Genomic DNA, 20745 nt, shown 5'->3' on the forward strand with positions numbered 1-20745 from the left:
AGGGAAAAAAATGAGACATTCATTAGTTGGCAAAATGAAAAAGGAATTGGCGCTGTTGCAGCCTTCGGACATTTTGTTATTTGATCAAGCGACTTCATCGATTCCTGATATTATCAAATTAACGATTGGCGAGCCGGATTTTAATACTCCGGAGCATATCAAAGAAGCGGCAAAACGAAGCATTGACAGCAATCATAGCCATTACGCACCACCAGCAGGTACACCTGAATTAAGAAAAGCAATCAGCAATTTTCTTAAAAAGAAATATGATTTGCATTACAATCCTGATCACGAAATTCTGGTAACAGCCGGTGCAACGGAAGCGATTTATACCGTCTTGACATCGATTCTGAATCCTGGAGACAAGGTGTTGATGCCGACGCCGATCTTCCCACTATACATTCCGGACACGATTCTCGCTAAAGCAGAGCCAGTGTTCATGGATACATCATCAAATGGTTTTGTGCTTTCTCCTGAACTGCTTGAAGAAACGCTTGAAAAGCATGGCGATGCAGTAAAGGCCATTATTTTTAACTTCCCTACAAATCCGACCGGCGTTACGTACCGGAGAGAAGACGTAAAGGCGCTCGCTGAGATTCTAAAAAAACATGATATCTTCATAATCAGTGATGAAATATACAGTGAACTCACGTATGGCGAACGTCACGTGTCCATGGCTGAGTACCTGCCGGACCAAACGATTGTGCTTAACGGTGCGTCAAAATCGCATGCGATGACTGGTTGGAGGATTGGGTTCATCTGTGCTCCGGCAGCAATTACGACAGAGCTTGGTAAGATTCATCAGTTCACGATCACTTCGACAACAACGATGGCACAAGATGCTGCACAGGAAGCTTTTGAGAATGGGATGAACGATGGCGCGGAGATGCGTGTGGAATATGAAAAACGCCGTGATTTTGTTTATCAAGAAATGCGCAAGGCCGGCTTTGAATGTGTAAAACCAGAAGGTGCCTTTTATCTATTCGCTAAAATTCCCGATGGATTTATCCAAAAGAGCTTGGATTTCTGTACGGATTTGGCACATAAAGCGCGAGTTGCTGTTATTCCGGGCGGATCATTCGGCCCGGGTGGCGAAGGGTATATCCGGATTAGTTATGCAGCAAGTATGGATCAGCTCAAGGAAGCGATGCGCAGGATTGCGGGCTATGTAGCCGAGAAAGAGGAAGAAAAAGGGAGTGTGCAACGATGAAAATCATCATGTTCAGTGTCCGAGACGACGAGGAAGCGGCGATCCGAGAATGGGAGCAAAAGAATGGTGTGCAGGTGACTATCAATCGCCATGAATTGGATGCCGAATCGGTGAAATTGGCACAAGGTTATGATGGGATTGTCATCCAGCAACGCAATCGCATCAGTGATCCAATTATTTACGAGACGCTCGAAGCATTCGGCTTGAAACAGCTTACCTCGAGAACAGCGGGATTCGACATGATTGATATAGATCAGGCAACGGCGCATGGTCTTGTTGTTACCAATGTACCCGCGTACTCGCCGAACTCAGTTGCTGAATTGGCGGTCACTCAAGCGATGCGGTTGATTCGCAACCTGTCATTGTTTGATGAGCGGGGCAGGCAGCAGGATTACCGCTGGAGCGGCCTAATGGCACGTGAGATCCGCTCCTTAACCGTCGGTGTGATTGGCGCGGGACGAATCGGCGGAACGGCTGCCCGTTTGTTTAAAGCCTTGGGCGCAACAGTCATTGCGAATGATGTTGTCGAGCGGGACGATTTGAGCGATGTGCTCACCTATGTATCAAAGGAAGAATTGCTGCGACAGGCGGATATTGTGACGTTGCATGTACCTTTAATGGAATCAACCACGAAGCTCATCGATACAGACGCTTTGGCATTGATGAAACAGGATGCATTCCTGATCAATGCCTCGCGTGGTCCGGTTGTTGACACCGATGCTCTGATTACGGCATTGCAAAATAAGAAAATTGCAGGGGCGGCTGTTGATACGTTAACTGGTGAGGAGCATTTCTTCAATCAGGATTTGCGTGGTGAGGAAATCCCAAATGAGCAGCTACAAACATTACGAGCGATGCCAAACGTCTTGATCACACCGCACATCGGTTTTTATACAAACCTTGCCGTACAAAATATGGTTGAAATCAGTTTGAATGATGTGCTGACTATTCTTAAAACAGGGAAAAGTGAACATCAGGTCAATAAGGTAGCAGTTAAAAATTGATCAATGATTCTCCATCATTTAGTGGAAGAAGAGGATTGAAATGGAAATCAAGTCCACAACAGATGCTGCACTGATCGCAAGACTTAATGAACCGGTACAAAATTTGCATGCAAAATTATACCCGGAGTACTTCAAACCGTATAATTTTGATGAAATAAGAAAATGGTTTGAACGGGTAGTGGAAGAAGATCACGAGTCAACCTTTTTAGTAATCAAAGATGAGGAACAAATTGCCGGGTACGCGTGGATTCAAGTTTTTACTCGTAAAGAAAATCCTTTTAAGAAAGAATCAAGGGCACTTGAGGTTCATCAATTTAGCATCATGCCCGCTGAACACAAAAAAGGTTATGGAACTCATTTGATGAACTACATTTGTCAGTTTGCTAGAGACAAAGGAATCAATGAAATCGTTCTTGATTACTGGTCGGATAATAAAGCGGCAGAACAGTTCTATCAGAAGCAACAATTTACGGTATATCGAAAAGCTGCTCATAAGCTGCTATAAATTGAGTAAAAGAGCTAACAAATAATTTCACGTAAAAAAGTTATCGCGCAGACGATTCATCTGCGCGATAACTTTTTTTACAGGATGAATTCAGGGTTCATATCGGCGGCGTAATGCTTGGGAAAAGTTCTGATTCAGAACACGAAAGTGCGAGACTCCTGCGGGACTGGTATTGTTGATGCGAGCCAGGGGAGACCCCGCAGACAGCGGGTTGACCGAGGAGGCTCCCGGATCGCCCGCGGAAAGGGAGCAACTGAAGTGTCATCAAAGCACAAGTTTGGTGAATTAAAGCCGCATAATAGTGATTGCCTGGTTTTTTTGATGAAAATTGGATACGAAAGGATAGATCCAATTGGATCTTTTCAATAACAAGTGGCGTGCTATGATAGGAATAATAATTTTTAGAAATCTTACTGAGGGAGGGTACCATGCGACTGGATATTAACCGGAATGAGACGCTTCCTGTGTATATGCAAATTGCCAATCGAATTAAAGAGCAAATCCTTTCAGGAATTTTGCCGGCGGGATTCGTGTTGCCGCCGGAGCGAAAAATGGCTGACGATCATGCGGTGAGCCGAACGACGGTAATCAGGGCTTATGAAGAACTCAAAGCTTTAGGACTCGTTGCGTCACATCGAGGAAAAGGAACAGTGGTGACTGAACGGAAAGTGCCTGAATCGCACGGGAATGACCAGAAAGTCTTTCCCTTGTCCTGGTACCCCCTGTTTGACAAAAAAATTGCCAATGTGAGCGATACAGTCAGTGAATTAATGCATGCGGGCAATCACAACGATGTCATTTCTTTAGCGGCCGGCATTGGTGATCCTAACTTGTATCCTATTTCTACACTACAGCAGATTCAAAGAGAAAGCCCTCTGGAAAGTGATCAGTTGAATCTTAGTCCTGTTGAGGGTCTCTATTCACTTCGAGAAAGTATCAGCCGGCTAATGACAGGCCGCAACCTGTCTGTATCGGCAAAAGAAGTAATGATCCTCGCCGGATCCATGCAGGGAATTGATTTCGCCGCACGTGCTCTTCTTTCTCCAGGGGATGCTGTTATTGTTGAGGAGCCGACGTTTTTACAGGCGATTCAATGCTTTCGGGCGGCAGGGGCAAAAATAATTGGTATCCCAATTGACCGGGAGGGTATTCGACTTGATGTACTCGAAGCACAGCTCGCGCGCTATAAGCCGAAATTTATTTATACCATTCCCGCCTACCATAATCCGACTGGAGTTGTAATGAGTATAGAGCGTCGAAAGGGCTTGCTTGACCTTGCTTATCGTTATCAGGTTCCTATTCTCGAAGATGATCCTTATGGCGATATCAGCTTTGCTCAAGAGAGGCTACCGCCGCTGAAGGCACTTGATCCCTACGGTTATGTGATCTATCTCAGCACATTCTCGAAAGTGCTTTTTCCCGGCTTGCGGATTGGATGGACCATTGCGCCGGAACCGGTCATGAGAAAGTTTGCACTCTTAAAACAAATTGCGGATCTTCACGTGAACACACCAGGGCAATTTTTGGTGGACCAATTTCTTAGAAAGGGATACTATGAAGCGCATTTGCGAAGGACATCGTTGGATTATCAAAAGAAGAGAGATGTCATGGCAAAAGCGTTAACTCAAGCAAAAGGTTTGATTCATTTTGAGATCCCTGACGGAGGTTTCTATCTTTGGTGCCGGATTCCGTACCAGATTTCGCAAAAAGAGTTACTGGCTTTGTGCTCAGATCAGGGTGTGATCTATACACCGGGCAATGTTTTCTATCCTCAGGAAAGTGACGGAGAACATTGGCTGCGTTTGAATTTTACCTATGAATCAATGGATCGTTTGGAACGAGGGCTTTCTATTTTTATAAACGCTGTGAAGAAGTTGAATAAACAAAGCAGTCAAACCGATTTAGAGACAGGCTCACGGCCGATTGTTTAGGCGGATAGGATTCAACAATAGAGATGTTTTAATACAAAAATATTGAGAGAGAGTGAGATTCATGGAAATAAAATTTTCAGAACGTGCCAAACATGTGTCAAATACAGCAACACGCGAAATCTTAAAAGTTACCGAAAAACCTGAAATTATTTCTTTTGCCGGTGGTCTGCCAGCACCTGAGCTTTTCCCAGTTGAAGAAATTAAAGCAGCTTGTGAGGCTGTGCTCAATGAATCTGGGGAACAGGCGCTGCAATACAGCACAACGGAAGGCTATCTTCCTCTACGTCAAGCAATTGTTGATCGGTTAGCAGCGATAGGGATTGATACAACCCCAGATAATCTCCTAGTCATTACCGGATCCCAGCAAGGACTGGATTTAACTGGCAAGTTGTTTCTGGACGAAGGCGATATCGTGATCTGTGAGAGCCCGACGTATCTTGCAGCCATTAATGCGTTCAAAACGTACAATCCAAAATTTGTTGAAGTACCGATGGACGACGAAGGCATGATCATGGATGCACTTGAACAGACACTTCAAGCGAACCCGGATGCAAAATTCATTTACACAATTCCGGACTTCCAAAATCCAACCGGGCGGACGATGAATCTGGAGCGGCGAAAGAAAATAGTTGAACTGGCTAATAGATACAACATCATAATCGTGGAGGACAATCCGTACGGTGCCGTTCGTTTTGCCGGTGAAGCACTCCCGCCTGTGAAGCATTTTGATACAGAAGGCCGTGTTGTCTACCTGAGTACATTCTCTAAAATCTTTGCTCCGGGTCTTCGTCTCGGATGGATTTGTGCAGATGAAACGCTCCTTGAGAAATATGTTGCCTTTAAGCAGGCTACAGACCTGCATACAGATAGTTTTGCCCAAAGAATCACCGCTAAATATATCGAGCTTTTTGATCTTGAAGAACATATACAGAAAATTAAAGCAGTCTATCTTTCGCGGCGTGAGAAAATGATGGAATGTATCGATGCCTTTTTCCCGAAACAAGTGAACCACAGTGTTCCGGAGGGCGGTTTGTTCATTTGGATTGAACTGCCTGAACAGATTGATACCGAAGAACTCTTTGCCGAGTGTTTGAAAAATAATGTCGCATTTGTGCCGGGAAAACCGTTCTTCCCAAATAGTGCGAAAAAAAATACCTTTAGGTTGAACTACTCCAACATGCCGGAAGAAAAAATTGTCGAAGGTATGAAGCGTATTGGAAAAGTTCTAGACGAGGCAATAGCAAGTCAGGCTGAAGTTAGTGTTCATTAATTCATAAGAAAACACCTCCGACGGTATGAACCGTTTCGGAGGTGTTGCTGTTTTCTAAGCTGTTTCTGTCAAGCAGCCGTTTGTTTGCTTGTTTTCAACAATCCAAACTTTGTGAGACGCTGACGGACCTGGATGCCGACAACGCTGGCAATTAACGCTTTGATCACACCGACAACGATGAAGGGATAGACACCGACAGCAAGAGCCTTCGCCCATGAGAGATCCAGCACGAATTTCAGCTGAACGGTTCCAATTACCAAAGTCACAATCATACCAACAATATTGGCAACGATGGCCATTGGTGTGTTGAATGCGGTACGTTCGAGAATAAATCCGGTAACAAAGGCAGTCACAATGAATCCGATGATATAGCCGCCGGAAGGACCAAGGATGACGCCAAGGCCGCCGTTCATTTCAGCAAATACCGGAAGACCAATAGCACCTAGTCCTGCGTAGACAAGCATTGAAAGTGTACCGTAGCGACTTCCGAGAATGGTTGCCGTCAGTCCAACGGCAAGTGTTTGTCCGCTGATTGGGATAACCGGAAGTGGGATGTTCACTTGTGCAAGAATTGCAGTAATCGCTGCAAACAGTGCACATAAAATTAAATTTTTCAGTCTCGAATGATTCATGAGTAAAAGTCCCCTTATATATATGTTAACCTTAACAAGAAATAGGTTAACATATATTTTTCGAAATGGCTATATTTTTTCTTTAATAAGCGTGAGCTTTTCACGGAATAACTTGGAAGATTTGGTACGGGAACTTCCGCTGATTATGGTCCTTAGTTATTTATAAAAAAATCCCATCCCGCTGATTAGGAGATGAGATGCAACTAATTATGATTTATTGTTAACCATGAAGCATGCGCGTTTACATGGAATGATAGGAAATAACAAAGTGCAGGATTGCTAGAGCTGAGGTTGGATTACAGTATTTGTGGTCAAGATCTCCTTTGAATTTAATGGAGTCATATTCATTCAGATGATACGTCTCACCGCCTACTTCCAGCGTCAGTTTGCCGGACATTACAGTGACGTATTCAATGACTCCGAATTGATGAGCTTCGGATGGGTATTCAGCATGAGGTTGCAGGTATCCACGGTAGAGTTCATATAAGCCATGGGATTGAAACAAGGGTTCCGCGACAAATACTTTGTCTGAGCTCATCAGTTTCAACCCATCTTCTTTTCTGGCGATCGACACGTCGGACTCAATGGACAGAAGAGCGCTCACCGGGATATTCAGGCCGTTGGCAATTTTCCAGATGACAGATAGTGTGGGATTGCCTTCGCCGCGTTCAACGTTCATTAAGGTAAGTTTGCTGATCCCGATCTTTTTCGCCAAATGCTCCATGCTCATGCCGCGATTCGTGCGAAATTGACGCAGATTAGCGCCGATCCGCTTTCCTGCAGCGCCTTCTTCCCAAGGATTACTTTGTACCACTATATACACCTCTTTCGGTTGGTATAATCTAATTTACAAAAAGTAAAACATTATATACTAAATGTGCCGCTTATATTATAATAAACAATAAGTTTAATCTATTATACTATTTGATTGGCTTTTATAACATCTAAAATGACAGATTCTAAGAAGGGGATCCCATTGATTCAGAAGAAGGAAACGATAAAAACAGCGTGTATGGAAGCATTGCCGCTAGCGCTTGCGATTGCAACCTACGGCTTGTCTTATGGTGTTTTGGCGACCCAGGTTAAATTTAGTTTGCTTACAGCAGTCAGCATGTCTGTATTTGTTTTTTCAGGATCGGCACAGTTGGTTACGGTAGCGATGCTGGCCGGCGGCGCCAGTTTGATTAGTGTGCTGCTTACCGTCATCCTGCTTAATTTGCGCAATCTACTCTACGGTGCAGCGCTCGCGGAAGGTCTTGCGCCGGCAAAGAAATGGACCGCGTTGCTTGCTTTTGGTATATCGGACGAGCCATTCGTGCTAGCAACTTCACGGTTTAAAAAGGTGGGCCCTGATCCTCTCTATTTTGCAATTGTGACAGGCATGTTCTATATCGCCTGGATCCTTGCTGCATTCTTCGGTGCTTTGATTGGCAACCAACTTGACCCGCAGAAATGGGGCTTAGATCTCGCGTTTCCGGTCACATTTGCTGCGCTGCTTGTCCCTGGACTGAAGGGAAAACCGGTGATTGGAACTGTTCTGGCTGCAACTGTTATTGCAATGGTGCTCGAATATTTAAAACCGGGCAATGAACTAACGATTATTATTACCGGACTGCTTGCACCGCTAGTCGGACTTTATTTGCACAGGAGGACAAATCATGCTTAATCAATGGCTGTTGATTGGCATTCTTGCCATTTCTACGTATTTATCCAGACTTATTGGCGTTGTTTTTATGGCTCGGCAGAAAATGAGTCCGTCGTTGCGCCTTTATTTCAATTATGTTCCGATTGCCATCATTGCGGCATTGCTTGTGAAGCAAATTTTCGTTCCTACTGATGGGCAACTGACAATTTCTCTGCCCGTACTCATCGGGTGCATCTCAACAGCAGTCGCAATTAAAATCACAAGGTTGTTTCTTCCTTCAGTTGTAATCGGTATTGTGGTCGGTCTGCTTGTCCGGTATTTTTTAATCTAGAAAACATCAATTCAGCATATATCCTTTTAGTGAGTGCGCATATCTCCTTGAGTTTCGTGCATAAATTTGTAATATCGCGCATAAATCCAGTCGGTTCGCGAATAAACCTAGGGGTTAAGCGCACAAGTTCTTCAAGGCAGACAAACGAGCAGGTGAATGATAGACTCGTAAAAATTGCGTTTTGTTGCAATTTATTATAATATAAATCGTAATTATTACTATTTATATTGATCGATCACCAACATACAATTGAACGTCAAACTGAAAAGGAGAACGAACAAATGCCAAGCAAAAGTGAACTCTCTAGTGCGCGAAGAGAATTGAAAAGCACAAACAAGAAAACACAGCGAAGAGCATTAAAAGTTATTAAAGAAGCGAAACGCTTAAAGAAAGGGCTATAAGTTCGGTAAATGATTGAAGACGCCGAATGTTTATTTCTAATCCTTTACCGATAATCGAAAGAAAGAATAAAAAATGGCTGTGCCGAAAAGAAGAACGTCCACAACACGTAAAAATAAAAGACGTACGAATAAGGGTTTAAATGGTCCTGCATTGTCGCGTGATCCGCAGACGGGTGAGTATCATCTTTCTCACCGTGTCAATAAAGATGGCTATTACAAGGGCCAGCAAGTGATTGAACCGAAAGATTAAGAGAAACGAAGAAAAGAGATCGCCTTACAGAAGGGCGATCTCTTTTTGTCTTAATCAGTAGCGAACAGATTCGGTGATCGGTTTATGAGTAAGAATTTTACGGTTTTTAGTTGCAAAATAAATAAGCACATAATAATATAAGTGTATTGATATATAATCGGAGGTGAATATATGATTGAGACCATTGAAGATATGTCTGTAATTTCTTCAGTGCTTAAACTACTTGGTGATAAGACACGGCTGACCATTCTTTCTTATTTGAAGGACCAGGAACTTTGTGTCTGTGAACTTGTTGATTTGTTAGACATTTCTCAGCCGGCGATCAGCCAGCATTTAAAAAAGTTACGCGTAGCAGAAATTATTCGTGAGCGCAAACAAGGCACATGGGTCTATTACAGCTTGAATGAACAGATTCCAACGTATGTGTCAGTAATCATCGATCACTTGCCGAACCAGAATACGAAAGACTGCAGCAATCATGAATGTTGCTAATAAAAAAAAGTAACAAATAAAAGGAAGTAGCAGTGAATGGTGTTCAAAGGCTATTGAGATAGGATTTGATGCAAATCAAGTAATTTACGGAAGAAAAGAAGGAAAAGGGCACTAATTAAGAAAGGGACGAAGAACACATGAAAAGTATTCAAATTTTCGAACCGGCAATGTGCTGTGCTACAGGGGTTTGCGGTCCGGGTGTCAATCCGGAACTGATTCGCATCACTGGTGCTGTTGGAAACTTGCAAAGGCAAGGATATCCGATTAACCGTTACAATTTGGCTAACGATCCAGCTGTATTTGCTGAAACAAAGACCATTCATGATCTTTTGGAAAGTAAAGGGATGGAAGTATTGCCTGCAACATTTGTCGATGGGCAGCTTGTTAAAGAAGGAACGTACCCAACGAATCAGGATCTTGCGAAGTGGACCAGTGTGCCTCTTGATGAACTGAGTAAGAAGCCGCAGTTTCGCATTACGCTCAACGTGAACAACTAAGGGAAGAGGAGAACCATTTGACTCATCTATTTCATCCTCAAAACATGGATCTGACCCCGTTCCTTTTCTTTACGGGAAAAGGAGGTGTAGGAAAGACATCCATTGCGTGCGCGACGGCGACCGCTTTAGCCGACAAAGGGGAAAAGGTGCTGCTTATCAGTACCGACCCCGCATCCAATTTACAGGATGTTTTTGGCATTCATTTGACAATGGCATACAAAGAAATTGCTGAGGTACCTAACCTTTTTGTTTCAAACCTGGATCCAGAGGCGGCTGCGGCGGATTATCGAGAAAAGATTGTCGGACCTTATCGTGGTAAATTGCCGGAAGTTGCTGTAAAACAAATGGAAGAACAGCTTTCTGGGAGCTGTACAGTGGAAATTGCGGCTTTTAATACTTTTTCTTCGATGTTGACGGATCAATCGATTACTCAGACTTTTGATCATGTTATTTTTGATACGGCGCCAACCGGACACACCTTGCGCCTTTTACAATTGCCAACGGCATGGAGTGGATTTTTCAAGACGAACACCCATGGAACTTCCTGCCTGGGACCGCTTGCTGGGTTAAGCGATAAGAAGAAGCAGTATGAAGAAACGGTTCAGGCGCTAGCGGATAGAAAGCGAACGACACTCATGCTAGTCACGCGTCCTGATATTTCAGCACTTTCAGAAGCTGCTCGTGCTTCCAAGGAGCTTAGGAACATTGGTATTGAAAACCAATATCTGCTCGTTAATGGACGAATGAAGGAATTCTCTAAAGCAGATTCATTAGCTTCAGCCTTTATCAAGCGTGAGCAACAGGCACTTGCCCATCTTCCTATTGAATTGAAAAATATCCCTGCATTTGATCTTTTTCTAGCACCTTTCAATATGACGGGTGTCATGAACATTCGCAGGCTTTTTTCTACGGAAAATTCAAGTGAGGCTGTGCAAACAAGTCATACTGATCAAAATAAAATTGTTCAGTATCCCAAATTGAATGTTGTTATTGACCAGTTGTTGAAACAAAAGCAACGAGTAATTTTCACCATGGGGAAAGGCGGCGTCGGGAAAACAACCATTGCCCGAAGGATTGCTGTCGGTCTTGCAGCTCATGGAAACAAAGTGCACGTGACAACAACAGATCCGGCGGGTCATCTGGATGAACTCATTTCTGGTGAGAACGGAAACATAACCGTCAGCCAGATTGATCCGAAGAAAGAAGTGGAACGTTATCGGCTGGAAGTGATTAACCAGTCCAAAGATCAACTTGACAGCGAGGGACTGGCTTACCTTGAAGAAGATCTCCGTTCCCCGTGCACAGAAGAGATTGCTGTCTTTCGTGCATTTGCCGATGTTGTAGAACGAGCCGATGATGAAATCGTTGTTATTGATACAGCGCCATCCGGACATACACTTTTGCTGCTGGATGCGGCGGAGGCATATCATAGGGAAATTGCTCACACTGCCGGAGAAATACCTGCTTCTGTAAGGAATTTGCTGCCGCGCCTGCGGAATTCGGATCAAACAGCCGTCATCATAGTGACCTTGGCTGAGACAACACCTGTATTTGAATCTGAAAGACTGGCGACCGATTTGAAGCGTGCAGGTATTACCCCGAAATGGTGGGTGGTGAATCAAAGTTTGGCGGCTGCTAAGACGATTCATCCCGTATTGCAAGTCCGGGCGGCAAACGAACATGCCTGGATTGAGCGTGTCGCAATCGATTCAGAGGATCACATGGCTGTTGTGCCCTGGCATGAGTAGACATTTGGAGACTTTGAGGAGGAATCATGATGAACATATCAGATGATGCAAAGGAAATTCTGTTAAAAAGTATGAAAGAAAACGATTGTAATTGTATACGTGTCACTTTTGAACCTTCTGGATGCTGTGGATCTTCGATTAGTTTTGCATTGGATAAGTTAGTCAATGGTGATCAGCAAGTCAAAATTAATGATCTCGCCATCGTTATGGATGAACAGGCACAAAATCAAACAGCATCACTAACGATCAATGCTGAAAATGGCGAACTCGTTGTAGATGGGGGAGATCACGGCTGCGGTTGCGGATCTTCCGGCTGCTGCTGAAACAATATATCGGGGTTAAAAAAAATTGAATCTCTAACTCTAATTTTATTTTGTAAGATAGAAAGGAAGAAACTAGGATGTCCGCAATTTTAGCGATCATTGTTTTTTTACTTACGCTTACCCTTGTGATTTGGCAGCCAAAGAACTTATCCATCGGCTGGTCGGCATGCGGAGGCGCGCTCATTGCACTGCTTGTCGGTGTTGTTCATTTAGCAGATGTTTGGGCGGTTACCCATATTATTTGGAACGCGACGCTGGCCTTCGTTGCGATTATCATTATTTCATTAATTTTGGATCACATCGGCTTTATTGAATGGGCCGCATTGCATATGGCTCGGCTTGCCAATGGAAACGGCATACGCATGTTCGTCTTTATTTCGATTCTGGGTGCGTTTATCTCCGCCCTTTTTGCGAATGATGGCGGTGCATTGATTCTGACGCCAATTGTTTTGGCGATGGTTCGAGCACTTAACTTTGACGAGCGACGTGTTTTTCCATTTGTGATTGCCAGTGGGTTTATTGCAGACACAACGTCCCTGCCGCTCGTGGTCAGCAACCTGGTCAATATCGTATCAGCTGACTTCTTCGGTATTTCGTTTGGTAATTATGCATTACATATGATCATACCAACGATTTTTTCACTAATCGCGAGTATCGTTGTGCTTTATCTCTACTTCCGAAAAGACTGGCCGCGAAAATACCAGATGTCAGATCTAAAGAAACCATCTTCGGCTCTTAAAGATATCCGGATGTTTCATATTTCATGGTTTGTCTTGATTGTTCTGGTTGTTGGTTATTTTGTCAGCAGCCTAGTAAAACTTCCGGTGTCTTTTATTACCCTTGCTGTTGCTTTTATCTTCCTTTTTCTCGGGAGTCGGAGCTCCGCCATTCAGACAAAAACGATACTAAAAAGCGCACCGTGGAGCATCGTCTTCTTTTCATTAGGTATGTATGTTGTTGTCTATGGCTTAAGAAATGCGGGTATTATTCATCTTCTTGCCCGAGTGATTGAAAGTGGATCAGATGGCGGACTTTTTGCCGGTACCATGATGATGGGCTTTCTCTCTGCTGTGTTGTCGGCAATCATGAACAATATGCCAACGGTAATGATTAACGCGCTTTCCATTGATGCAACGTCAATCACTGGTGTCATGCATCATGCTCTGGTCTATGCGAATGTGGTGGGCGCTGATCTTGGACCAAAAATGACGCCAATTGGCTCTTTAGCTACTTTGCTCTGGCTCCATGTGCTATCAGAGAAAAATGTGAAAATTAGGTGGGGCGATTATTTCAGAATTGGCATCGTGATCACCATTCCGGTCTTGTTCATCACATTGGTTGGCGTTTATTTGTCCATTCTTTTATTAGGATAAATGAGCAATAGTTTTGAAAACGGCTTAATAAACAAATGTAAAAATTGTGTAAAACCGTGTTTCATTGATTGAGATATATAATAACGCGCTTATATAATGATCATATAAAATGCTTTTCCAATATAAATTAAGTTGGGAGATATAAGATGAGAATCGTAGTGATTGGCTCTGTAGCAGCAGGAACAAGCGTCGCGGCAAAGGCGAGAAGAAATACCGAAGATGCTGAAATCGTGGTCTACGACCAAGATAAGGATATTTCTTATTCGGTTTGCGGCATTCCTTATTATGTAGGCGAAGAAGTTGAAACAATTGATGAATTAACGCCCAGGAATGCGACGTGGTTTAAGAAACGCTACAATGTTGATATTTTTACAGAGCATCGAGTCACTCATATTGACGAAGTGAAAAGCGAACTACAAATCATAAACTTGCAAACAGGCCAGATAATCATTGATTCGTATGATGCGCTTGTCTTGGCTACAGGTGCTGCACCGATTACACCGGATGCTTTTACACACCAAAAATGGAGGAATGTGTTTCAGGTACGAAATATTCAAAATGCATTATCGATTCGTTCCTATATTGAAGCGCATCAACCGAAAAAGGCAACAATTTTGGGTGCTGGATTTATTGGGTTGGAAATGGCGGAACAGCTTTTTAATGCGGGTTTAGAGGTCACTTTGATCCAACGTGGAAAACAAGTCATGAAACATATGGATCCGGATATGGCATTCCGTGTTGAAAAACTTTTACGAGACAAAGGCATTCGCATTCTTCTCGAAACAACCGTAACAGAAGTGGTTGGTAAACAGTTAGTGACTGCTCTGAAAACGAGTGCAAATGAGCAGATCGATACAGATATGGTTATCCTTGCTACCGGAGTCAGACCCAATACACAATTGGCTAAAGAAGTAAATGTGACCATAGGCGCAACAGGTGCCATACAAGTCAATAAGAAAATGCAGACGAATGTGAAAAACATCTATGCGGTCGGTGACGTTGCCGAGAGTTACTCTTTAATAACCGGAAAGCCTATGTATCGTCCGTTAGGTTCAACAGCAAACAAAATGGGCCGCATTGCGGGTGATGTGATTACCGGCGGAGGGTTGGAACATCGAGGCATTTTAGGTACGGGCATCGTTCGCGTATTTGATATGGCTGTTGCACAAACAGGACTGACCGAGAAAGAAGCAAGAGAGGCTGGATATGACCTTGCCGTTTTGTATAATATTAAGCCGGATAAAGCGGATTATCTTGGCGGAATAGAGTTGACGATAAAAGCGATCGCTGATAAATCCTCGGGCCGTATTTTAGGTGCTCAAATTACCGGTGTAAACGGCGTCGATAAACGAATTGATGTATTGGCAACAGCAATTACTTTTAAAGCGAAGGCAGAGGATTTGTTTCATTTAGATCTTGCTTATGCGCCGCCGTTTGCGACAACAAAAGATCCTGTTTTATATACAGGGATGGCTCTGGACAATGCGTTGAAAAAGAATCCGCTCATTACTCCGGCTGAACTTGTCATGAGACAGCAAGCTCATGAACCACTGCAAGTGATTGATACCAGGTCTCCAAAACAATACACAGTTTCGGCTGTAGAAGGTGCAATGAATATTCCTTTGGCCAATCAAAGGGAAATGGCGGAAACTCTGGATAAATCTATTCCAACCGTCACGTATTGTAATAAAGGAGTAACAGGAAATGCCGCTCAAAATATTTTGCTGAACCTAGGGTTTGAAGAGGTTTATAATTTGTCCGGCGGGAATAAAAACTACCAACTATATCTTCAAATGAAGAAGTAATTTATGCTTTTAGCACCTTCTATTTTTAAAGAACCGAAGAAAACAAACATGTTATCTATGATTGTTTTCTTTATTTGAAATAATTAATTGCATTTTACAAATAAATATTCTATACTTAGTATTTGTAAGGGAGGAATTGCGATGGAAAACCTCAGAGAAATGTTTCAAATCATGATCAGGCGTTTCGGTTTTCTGGATAAATACTGTTGTTCAACAGGTGGCTATAACATTTCTCTTGTTCAGAGTCATATCCTGTATGAGATTTGGCGCCGGCCTCGACAGTCTATACAGACTATTTCTGAAACATTGGGCATCGAAATGTCAACATTCAGCCGGCAAATTCAGACGCTCGTTAAAATGAATCTTGTGAAAAAGTCCCCAAGCTCAGATGATGGACGTGTGTTTGTGTTGAGCCTGACAGAAGAGGGGAAAGAAGTGGCTGATCAGATCGACGATCAAATGAACAGTTTTTTGGATGACGTCTTTTCTCGGATGAGTGCTTTTGAAAAGGAGACGGTCATACATTCAATCAAATTGCTTAACGCATCAATGGCTCAGTCGGATCGCTGCTGTTCACCGGTTTCTTGCAAGCAAGTGAAGGAATAATCGGATCGGAATGCCGGCATCTAGTCTTGTTTTCGAGGCTTGTTTGGAGAGTCTATTATATTTCATGGTAGATGTTTTTTTATAAGTATATATTTGCATATTGCAAATAAATAGGAGGATGACCTTTGTTCCGGAATATTATTCAAAGCTTCTTATCAATCGCTCTTGAATTGACGCTATTATTCATTGGTATTTCTTTTCTCATCAGTTTGATTCAGGGTTTTATTCCTTATGAAAAAATGAATCATTATTTGAGTGGAAGAAATACAGCCTTGGGTGTTCTGGTCGCCTTGATTTTGGCCTTCATCACACCCTTTTGTTCTTGTTCAACGATTCCGGTTATCGTCAATCTGCTAAAGGAAAAGGTACGTTTTGGTATCGTTATGGTCTTTTTGTTTTCCTCTCCAGTACTTGATCCGACGATTATTACCTTGATGGGCGCTCTGCTTGGCGTTAAAGTTGTCGTTACCTATACCGTGATCACGTCAATCTTATCCGTTATCATTGGTATGCTCCTTGAAAAATTAGGATTTGAAAAGTCGGTAAAACAGGTGATTATGACCGGTTATGAAGTGAATGAACAAAAGTTTAGTCTTAAAAAAGCATTTCGGGAAACCATAGCGCTCATGAAATCTGTTTACCCTTATTTGATTATCGGAGCGGCAATTGGTTCAGTGATCCACGGTGCTGTGCCCACAGAATGGATCTCGTCTGTGTTTGGCGGAAATCAGTGGTGGCTTGTTCCGGTAGCCGCTATTATCGGTATCCCATTATATATCCGTTTATCGATGATGATTCCGATGTCGCAGATTCTGATTTTAAAAGGCATGGCCGTTGCGCCTGTGATGGCTCTGATGATTAGTTCTGCCGGTGCAAGCTTACCGGAACTGACGCTACTACAATCTATTTTTCATAAAAGACTGGTTATTGCTTTTGTCGTTTCGGTATTTGCGATGTCTACAATTTCGGGATTCCTGTTTTATGTGATTTAAAAAGGTCTTAATGGAAGGAGGTGTGGATCATGGGTTTTAAAATTAATTTATTTGAAAAAAAGAAAGGGCATTCGTGCTGCAACATCAAGATTGAGGAAGTTAAAGCTGATCGTAAAACAGAGTCTTGCTGTGATCAAACCAAATTAGATGGAAAGGCTGACGGTGTGAAGTGAACATACGGAAGGCGAATGAAAAGGATCTCTCGGATATTCTGTGTATTTATAATGAAGGAATTGAAGACAGGAAAGCGACATTGGAAGAAGATCAGAAAACAGTTGATTACATGCAAAACTGGTTTGCTGTTCATCAAGGAAGATATGCAGTATTAGTAGCGGAAGAGGAAAAAATCGTAGGTTGGGCATCGCTTAATCCTTATTCTCAGCGATGTGCCTACAAAGGTGTCGCAGAACTGTCTATTTATATTGAAAGAGCGCATCGGGGCAAAGGAATCGGCAGTAAGCTGCTTCAGCAGCTCGAGAAAGTTGCCTTGGAGAACGATTTCTATAAAATCGTCCTGTTTACCTTTCCATTTAATGAGTCTGGGCAGGGTCTCTACAAGAAAATGGAGTTTCGGCAAGTAGGTATATTTAAAAAGCAAGGCATTCTTGATGGGGAATTTATCGATATTATGGCGATGGAGAAGCTATTATGAGCTAAGTTCGATGATTTAACAATCAATAGAATAAGTTAACATAGGGTGATCGTGAAGAACAAATCGTTTCACGATCACCCTTTTTTCGTTTTTTCAGCGCTACAGAGTTGTTGGTTATACAAAACCCAATAAATAAAAATCTCTATGAAAACGTTTTTATTATATAATGGAGGATAATGAGTAGTTGAAGTTGAATGTTTAAAGAGGTGAACAAGATGGGACGACGACGTGAGAAGATTTACAGTGAATTGTCCAGGCGATGCGCTCAATTCGATAAGAAAGCACTTCTCGAAACATCAGGAATTACGGCTTCTGATCTTGCTAAAGCGCTGGACATTCTGAGGAGCAACGTTAGTTCAGAATTGAATGAGCTGGTCAGGGAGAAACGTGTCATTAAATTTATTACCCGTCCGGTGTTGTATGTGCCTGCCGATCTTGTACGCTCGCAATTTGGAGATGTCATTAGTGATTTTGCTGTGAAAAGCGCGTCATTAAAGGAACTTTTAAATCAAGAAAGTGAGCATGAAAAAAATGAGGATGCGTTCTCTCATTTAATTGGCGCGGATAAAAGTTTGAAAAATAGTGTGAAGCAGGCAAAGTCGGCAATTGTGTATCCTCCAAGGGGGCTGCATACGCTGATTCTCGGTCCGACAGGTTCCGGAAAGACGCTGTTTGCGCATATGATGCACAACTATGCGCAATCGATCGGCCGGATCGACGATAAGGCACCTTTTATCGATTTTAATTGCGCGGATTATTATAATAATCCGCAATTGTTGATTGGGCAGCTCTTCGGTTATGTAAAAGGAGCTTTTACTGGAGCCGCGCGTGATCAGGACGGATTAGTGGCTAAAGCTGATGGTGGAATCCTGTTCCTTGATGAAATTCACCGTCTTCCCCCGGAAGGCCAGGAAATGCTGTTTTATTTTATGGATACCGGTCATTACAGCAAACTGGGTGAGACAGGAAACAAGCGTGAGGCGCATGTGTTGATCATTGGTGCGACAACAGCAGATCCAGAATCGGCTCTATTGCAGACTTTTTTGCGGCGGGTTCCGGTGATGATCAATATTCCGAACTTTCAAAGCAGAAGCGTCAGTGAACAGATTGAACTCACCAAATTTTTGCTCTCACGCGAAGCGCACCGTACGCATCATAAGTTCCATGTCAGCGCTGATGTTGTGAAGGCATTGATCGGTAGTGTGACATTTGGGAATATCGGGCAATTGAAGTCGAATGTTCAATTGATCTGTGCTCAAGGGTTCCTTGATAACATGAATAATGATTTCGTTCAGTTGGATGCGAAGATGCTTCCGTCGGAAATGCAAGAGGGTCTTCACCGTATTTCGCACAATGCTCAGATTAACCAGGAATTGAACAAGCAACTGCCGCTCTATCTTGTGGTAACAGGTAAAAAAGATCCCTTGCTGACTGATGTGGATCGTTATGAGCCGCCTTTTGATCTATATAAAATGATTTCTGGCAAATACGACTCACTGACGCAGGAAGGCTTGTCTACACAGGATATTAGAAAATTCATCGCAGAAGACATAAAAGAGCAGGTTAAGAAATTCTACAGGAAAACAGCGAAAGATATGCTCATGTCTTTTGTTGATAAGCGGATCATGGATATATCGAAAGATTTGGAGTCTATTTGTTCTCAGGTACTTGGCGAGCATCTCAGCAACCAGTTTGTTTCGTTATTGACGGTGCATCTGTCTTCTTTCCTAGAGCATCCTTTACGTAAAATTGACTGCTCGCCCGATGTGAAACAAACCATGTTCACGTATGCGCCAAAGGATTATGAAGCAGCCTGCGCGATTGCACGGCTTATTGATCAGAGGCTCCATACAGAACTTCCTGAGGTGGAAATTGTCTACATTGCGTTTCTGATTGGTTCCTTTGTTGAATTATCCCAACAAAGAAATGTCGGTATTGTCGTTGCCGCACACGGGCCACACACAGCAAGCTCCATGGTCAGCGTGGTTAAAGAACTGATGGGCGATTATCCGATCGAGGCTGTTGACATGCCGCTCAGCTTGAATTTCGGGGACATATTTGAAAACATTGTTCAGGCCGTTAAGTCCGTAGATCAAGGAGCAGGTGTCCTGATGATGGTTGATATGGGTTCGCTTTATTACTTTGAAGATAAAATTGCTCGCGGAGCGAAAGTGCGGGTTAAAGCGATTGATATGGTGTCAACACCCATGATTCTTGATGCGGTAAAGAACGCCAACTATCTTCATATGGATCTAAAAGGCATTGTCGATTCCCTGTATAAGCTGCGGCACACGGTTGGATTGGAGCACGCCACGACGACGGAAAGTCAACGGCAAAAAGCAATCCTTACGATCTGTACGACAGGAAGCGGCATCGCGAAGCGGATTAAAAATATTGTCAGTATGTATATCCGTAATATTACGGATGAAGAAATCATCGTTATCCCCGTATCTATTGAAGGTTTATATGATAACGCACAAAAAATGCAGGGCAAGTATGAAATTGTGGCAAGTATCGGCGCGAAAAATCCGAAGCTGGAAGGCGTTCCTTACATTACATTATCCCAATTCGTCGGTGGGGAAGGGCAAGACATTCTTCAGTCTATTTTAACGGGTAAGTCATTGCCAATTAAAGATAATCCATCACATGTGATTGTTAAAGGTGTCTGTGAAGACAGTCTTCAGGACATGCTGATGTATCTCAATCCGAAACGAGCGGTGGCAGCCATTCTTGAATTCAGTGACGCAGTGCAAAAAGCACTTAATCTTCATTTTAAAAACGCGACACAAATCCGTATCATCATGCATTTGGCTTTTGCGTTGGAGCGGGAAGTTGCACGGACACCGCTTAAATATGAAGGTACATTAAGTGATGAGAAAAAACAGCTGTTCCGTGAATTGGAGAAAACACTGGAAGTCATCAAATTTAAATTAAATATTCAAATGAGCGATGGAGAATTTTATTATTTTATTGATATGTTGATTGATGAGCTCGGGAAAAGCGTATTATTTGATCGTGTTTCACAAATTTAGTGTTTCATTTCTTAGTGTTTCGTTTCTTAGTGAATTATTGAACGTT

22 protein-coding genes are annotated in these 20745 nt (G+C 42.9%); 20 read left to right on the forward strand and 2 right to left on the reverse strand.

The genetic code is table 11. The features are described from left to right. The first annotated feature begins 10 nt into the window (after nucleotides 1-10). The 5 genes from P343_RS23995 to P343_RS24020 all read left to right on the forward strand — a co-directional run bounded on the left by P343_RS23995 (nucleotide 11) and on the right by P343_RS24020 (nucleotide 5920). The gene (locus P343_RS23995) at nucleotides 11-1210 is read left to right on the forward strand and encodes a pyridoxal phosphate-dependent aminotransferase (RefSeq protein ID WP_023509299.1); all 1200 of its coding nucleotides are present in this window, start codon (nucleotides 11-13) and stop codon (nucleotides 1208-1210) included. Then, nucleotides 1207-2214 carry a D-2-hydroxyacid dehydrogenase gene (locus P343_RS24000; RefSeq protein ID WP_023509300.1) on the forward strand — a complete coding sequence of 336 codons (1008 nt, stop codon included), beginning with the start codon at nucleotides 1207-1209 and terminating at the stop codon, nucleotides 2212-2214. Before P343_RS23995 ends, P343_RS24000 begins: the two co-directional genes overlap by 4 nt. Before the next feature lie 40 nt (nucleotides 2215-2254). Beyond that, nucleotides 2255-2719, forward strand: a complete 465-nt coding sequence (locus tag P343_RS24005; protein ID WP_023509301.1) for a GNAT family N-acetyltransferase — start codon at nucleotides 2255-2257, stop codon at nucleotides 2717-2719. 428 nt (nucleotides 2720-3147) lie between these two features. Continuing rightward, nucleotides 3148-4650 (forward strand): MocR-like pyridoxine biosynthesis transcription factor PdxR, encoded by a 1503-nt coding sequence (pdxR, locus tag P343_RS24015; RefSeq protein WP_023509303.1) that lies wholly within the window; start codon nucleotides 3148-3150, stop codon nucleotides 4648-4650. A gap of 61 nt (nucleotides 4651-4711) precedes the next feature. Beyond that, nucleotides 4712-5920, forward strand: coding sequence for an aminotransferase-like domain-containing protein (locus tag P343_RS24020; protein WP_023509304.1), 1209 nt, complete (start codon nucleotides 4712-4714; stop codon nucleotides 5918-5920). A gap of 68 nt (nucleotides 5921-5988) precedes the next feature. On the opposite strand, the gene P343_RS24025 is transcribed toward P343_RS24020, so the two are convergent. Together P343_RS24025 and P343_RS36665 are read right to left on the reverse strand one after the other, a co-directional pair. Continuing rightward, nucleotides 5989-6552 (reverse strand): biotin transporter BioY, encoded by a 564-nt coding sequence (locus P343_RS24025; protein WP_023509305.1) that lies wholly within the window; start codon nucleotides 6550-6552, stop codon nucleotides 5989-5991. Nucleotides 6553-6793: 241 nt separating this feature from the next. After that, complete coding sequence (locus P343_RS36665) at nucleotides 6794-7366, reverse strand: helix-turn-helix domain-containing protein (RefSeq protein WP_023509306.1); 573 nt, start codon at nucleotides 7364-7366, stop codon at nucleotides 6794-6796. Nucleotides 7367-7528: 162 nt separating this feature from the next. On the opposite strand from P343_RS36665, the gene P343_RS24035 reads away from it, so the two are divergent. The 15 genes from P343_RS24035 to P343_RS24095 all read left to right on the forward strand — a co-directional run bounded on the left by P343_RS24035 (nucleotide 7529) and on the right by P343_RS24095 (nucleotide 20699). Then, nucleotides 7529-8218, forward strand: coding sequence for an AzlC family ABC transporter permease (locus P343_RS24035; RefSeq protein ID WP_023509307.1), 690 nt, complete (start codon nucleotides 7529-7531; stop codon nucleotides 8216-8218). Next, complete coding sequence (locus tag P343_RS24040; RefSeq protein WP_023509308.1) at nucleotides 8211-8528, forward strand: AzlD domain-containing protein; 318 nt, start codon at nucleotides 8211-8213, stop codon at nucleotides 8526-8528. The genes P343_RS24035 and P343_RS24040 overlap by 8 nt, the downstream gene beginning before the upstream one ends. A 281-nt stretch (nucleotides 8529-8809) precedes the next feature. Next, on the forward strand, nucleotides 8810-8929 hold the full coding sequence (locus P343_RS37075) for a putative metal homeostasis protein (protein WP_023509309.1): 120 nt from the start codon (nucleotides 8810-8812) through the stop codon (nucleotides 8927-8929). A 73-nt stretch (nucleotides 8930-9002) separates the two neighbouring features. Next, nucleotides 9003-9179: a 50S ribosomal protein L32 gene (rpmF, locus tag P343_RS24045; RefSeq protein ID WP_023509310.1), complete on the forward strand. Its 177-nt coding sequence runs from the start codon at nucleotides 9003-9005 to the stop codon at nucleotides 9177-9179. Between the two features lie 171 nt (nucleotides 9180-9350). Next, entirely contained in the window at nucleotides 9351-9671 is a 321-nt protein-coding gene (locus tag P343_RS24050; protein WP_023509311.1) for an ArsR/SmtB family transcription factor, read from the forward strand. Between the two features lie 137 nt (nucleotides 9672-9808). After that, nucleotides 9809-10168, forward strand: coding sequence for an arsenite efflux transporter metallochaperone ArsD (arsD, locus tag P343_RS24055; protein WP_023509312.1), 360 nt, complete (start codon nucleotides 9809-9811; stop codon nucleotides 10166-10168). Nucleotides 10169-10185: 17 nt separating this feature from the next. Then, entirely contained in the window at nucleotides 10186-11916 is a 1731-nt protein-coding gene (gene arsA, locus P343_RS24060; RefSeq protein WP_023509313.1) for an arsenical pump-driving ATPase, read from the forward strand. A 29-nt stretch (nucleotides 11917-11945) separates the two neighbouring features. Then, a complete protein-coding gene (locus P343_RS24065; protein WP_236620326.1) occupies nucleotides 11946-12239 on the forward strand; it encodes an iron-sulfur cluster assembly accessory protein in 294 nt (97 codons plus the stop codon). Between the two features lie 77 nt (nucleotides 12240-12316). After that, nucleotides 12317-13612 (forward strand): arsenic transporter, encoded by a 1296-nt coding sequence (locus P343_RS24070; RefSeq protein ID WP_023509315.1) that lies wholly within the window; start codon nucleotides 12317-12319, stop codon nucleotides 13610-13612. A gap of 146 nt (nucleotides 13613-13758) precedes the next feature. Further along, complete coding sequence (locus P343_RS24075; protein ID WP_023509316.1) at nucleotides 13759-15417, forward strand: FAD-dependent oxidoreductase; 1659 nt, start codon at nucleotides 13759-13761, stop codon at nucleotides 15415-15417. A gap of 141 nt (nucleotides 15418-15558) precedes the next feature. Further along, nucleotides 15559-16023 (forward strand): MarR family winged helix-turn-helix transcriptional regulator, encoded by a 465-nt coding sequence (locus P343_RS24080; RefSeq protein ID WP_023509317.1) that lies wholly within the window; start codon nucleotides 15559-15561, stop codon nucleotides 16021-16023. Nucleotides 16024-16148: 125 nt separating this feature from the next. Beyond that, a complete protein-coding gene (locus tag P343_RS24085; protein ID WP_023509318.1) occupies nucleotides 16149-17015 on the forward strand; it encodes a permease in 867 nt (288 codons plus the stop codon). Between the two features lie 29 nt (nucleotides 17016-17044). Beyond that, complete coding sequence (locus tag P343_RS37080) at nucleotides 17045-17188, forward strand: hypothetical protein (protein ID WP_023509319.1); 144 nt, start codon at nucleotides 17045-17047, stop codon at nucleotides 17186-17188. Next, nucleotides 17185-17667: an arsinothricin resistance N-acetyltransferase ArsN1 family A gene (locus P343_RS24090; RefSeq protein WP_023509320.1), complete on the forward strand. Its 483-nt coding sequence runs from the start codon at nucleotides 17185-17187 to the stop codon at nucleotides 17665-17667. Before P343_RS37080 ends, P343_RS24090 begins: the two co-directional genes overlap by 4 nt. 215 nt (nucleotides 17668-17882) lie before the next feature. Next, on the forward strand, nucleotides 17883-20699 hold the full coding sequence (locus P343_RS24095) for a sigma-54-dependent transcriptional regulator (protein ID WP_023509321.1): 2817 nt from the start codon (nucleotides 17883-17885) through the stop codon (nucleotides 20697-20699). The last annotated feature ends 46 nt before the right edge of the window (nucleotides 20700-20745 follow it).

It is taken from the genome of Sporolactobacillus laevolacticus DSM 442 (assembly GCF_000497245.1).
GTDB classification, from domain to species: Bacteria; Bacillota; Bacilli; order Bacillales; family Sporolactobacillaceae; genus Sporolactobacillus; species Sporolactobacillus laevolacticus.

What these genes read in the sequence shown, in the direction of transcription:
- P343_RS24000 (WP_023509300.1), top strand. Translation starts at nt 1,207, where the DNA reads ATGAAAATCATCATGTTCAGTGTCCGAGACGACGAGGAAGCGGCGATC.
- P343_RS24005 (WP_023509301.1), top strand. Translation starts at nt 2,255, where the DNA reads ATGGAAATCAAGTCCACAACAGATGCTGCACTGATCGCAAGACTTAAT.
- P343_RS23995 (WP_023509299.1), top strand. Translation starts at nt 11, where the DNA reads ATGAGACATTCATTAGTTGGCAAAATGAAAAAGGAATTGGCGCTGTTG.
- P343_RS24065 (WP_236620326.1), top strand. Translation starts at nt 11,946, where the DNA reads ATGAACATATCAGATGATGCAAAGGAAATTCTGTTAAAAAGTATGAAA.
- P343_RS24095 (WP_023509321.1), top strand. Translation starts at nt 17,883, where the DNA reads ATGGGACGACGACGTGAGAAGATTTACAGTGAATTGTCCAGGCGATGC.
- rpmF (WP_023509310.1), top strand. Translation starts at nt 9,003, where the DNA reads ATGGCTGTGCCGAAAAGAAGAACGTCCACAACACGTAAAAATAAAAGA.
- P343_RS24080 (WP_023509317.1), top strand. Translation starts at nt 15,559, where the DNA reads ATGGAAAACCTCAGAGAAATGTTTCAAATCATGATCAGGCGTTTCGGT.
- P343_RS24020 (WP_023509304.1), top strand. Translation starts at nt 4,712, where the DNA reads ATGGAAATAAAATTTTCAGAACGTGCCAAACATGTGTCAAATACAGCA.
- P343_RS24075 (WP_023509316.1), top strand. Translation starts at nt 13,759, where the DNA reads ATGAGAATCGTAGTGATTGGCTCTGTAGCAGCAGGAACAAGCGTCGCG.
- P343_RS24040 (WP_023509308.1), top strand. Translation starts at nt 8,211, where the DNA reads ATGCTTAATCAATGGCTGTTGATTGGCATTCTTGCCATTTCTACGTAT.
- P343_RS37075 (WP_023509309.1), top strand. Translation starts at nt 8,810, where the DNA reads ATGCCAAGCAAAAGTGAACTCTCTAGTGCGCGAAGAGAATTGAAAAGC.
- P343_RS37080 (WP_023509319.1), top strand. Translation starts at nt 17,045, where the DNA reads ATGGGTTTTAAAATTAATTTATTTGAAAAAAAGAAAGGGCATTCGTGC.
- pdxR (WP_023509303.1), top strand. Translation starts at nt 3,148, where the DNA reads ATGCGACTGGATATTAACCGGAATGAGACGCTTCCTGTGTATATGCAA.
- P343_RS24050 (WP_023509311.1), top strand. Translation starts at nt 9,351, where the DNA reads ATGATTGAGACCATTGAAGATATGTCTGTAATTTCTTCAGTGCTTAAA.
- arsD (WP_023509312.1), top strand. Translation starts at nt 9,809, where the DNA reads ATGAAAAGTATTCAAATTTTCGAACCGGCAATGTGCTGTGCTACAGGG.
- P343_RS24025 (WP_023509305.1), bottom strand. Translation starts at nt 6,552, where the DNA reads ATGAATCATTCGAGACTGAAAAATTTAATTTTATGTGCACTGTTTGCA.
- P343_RS24070 (WP_023509315.1), top strand. Translation starts at nt 12,317, where the DNA reads ATGTCCGCAATTTTAGCGATCATTGTTTTTTTACTTACGCTTACCCTT.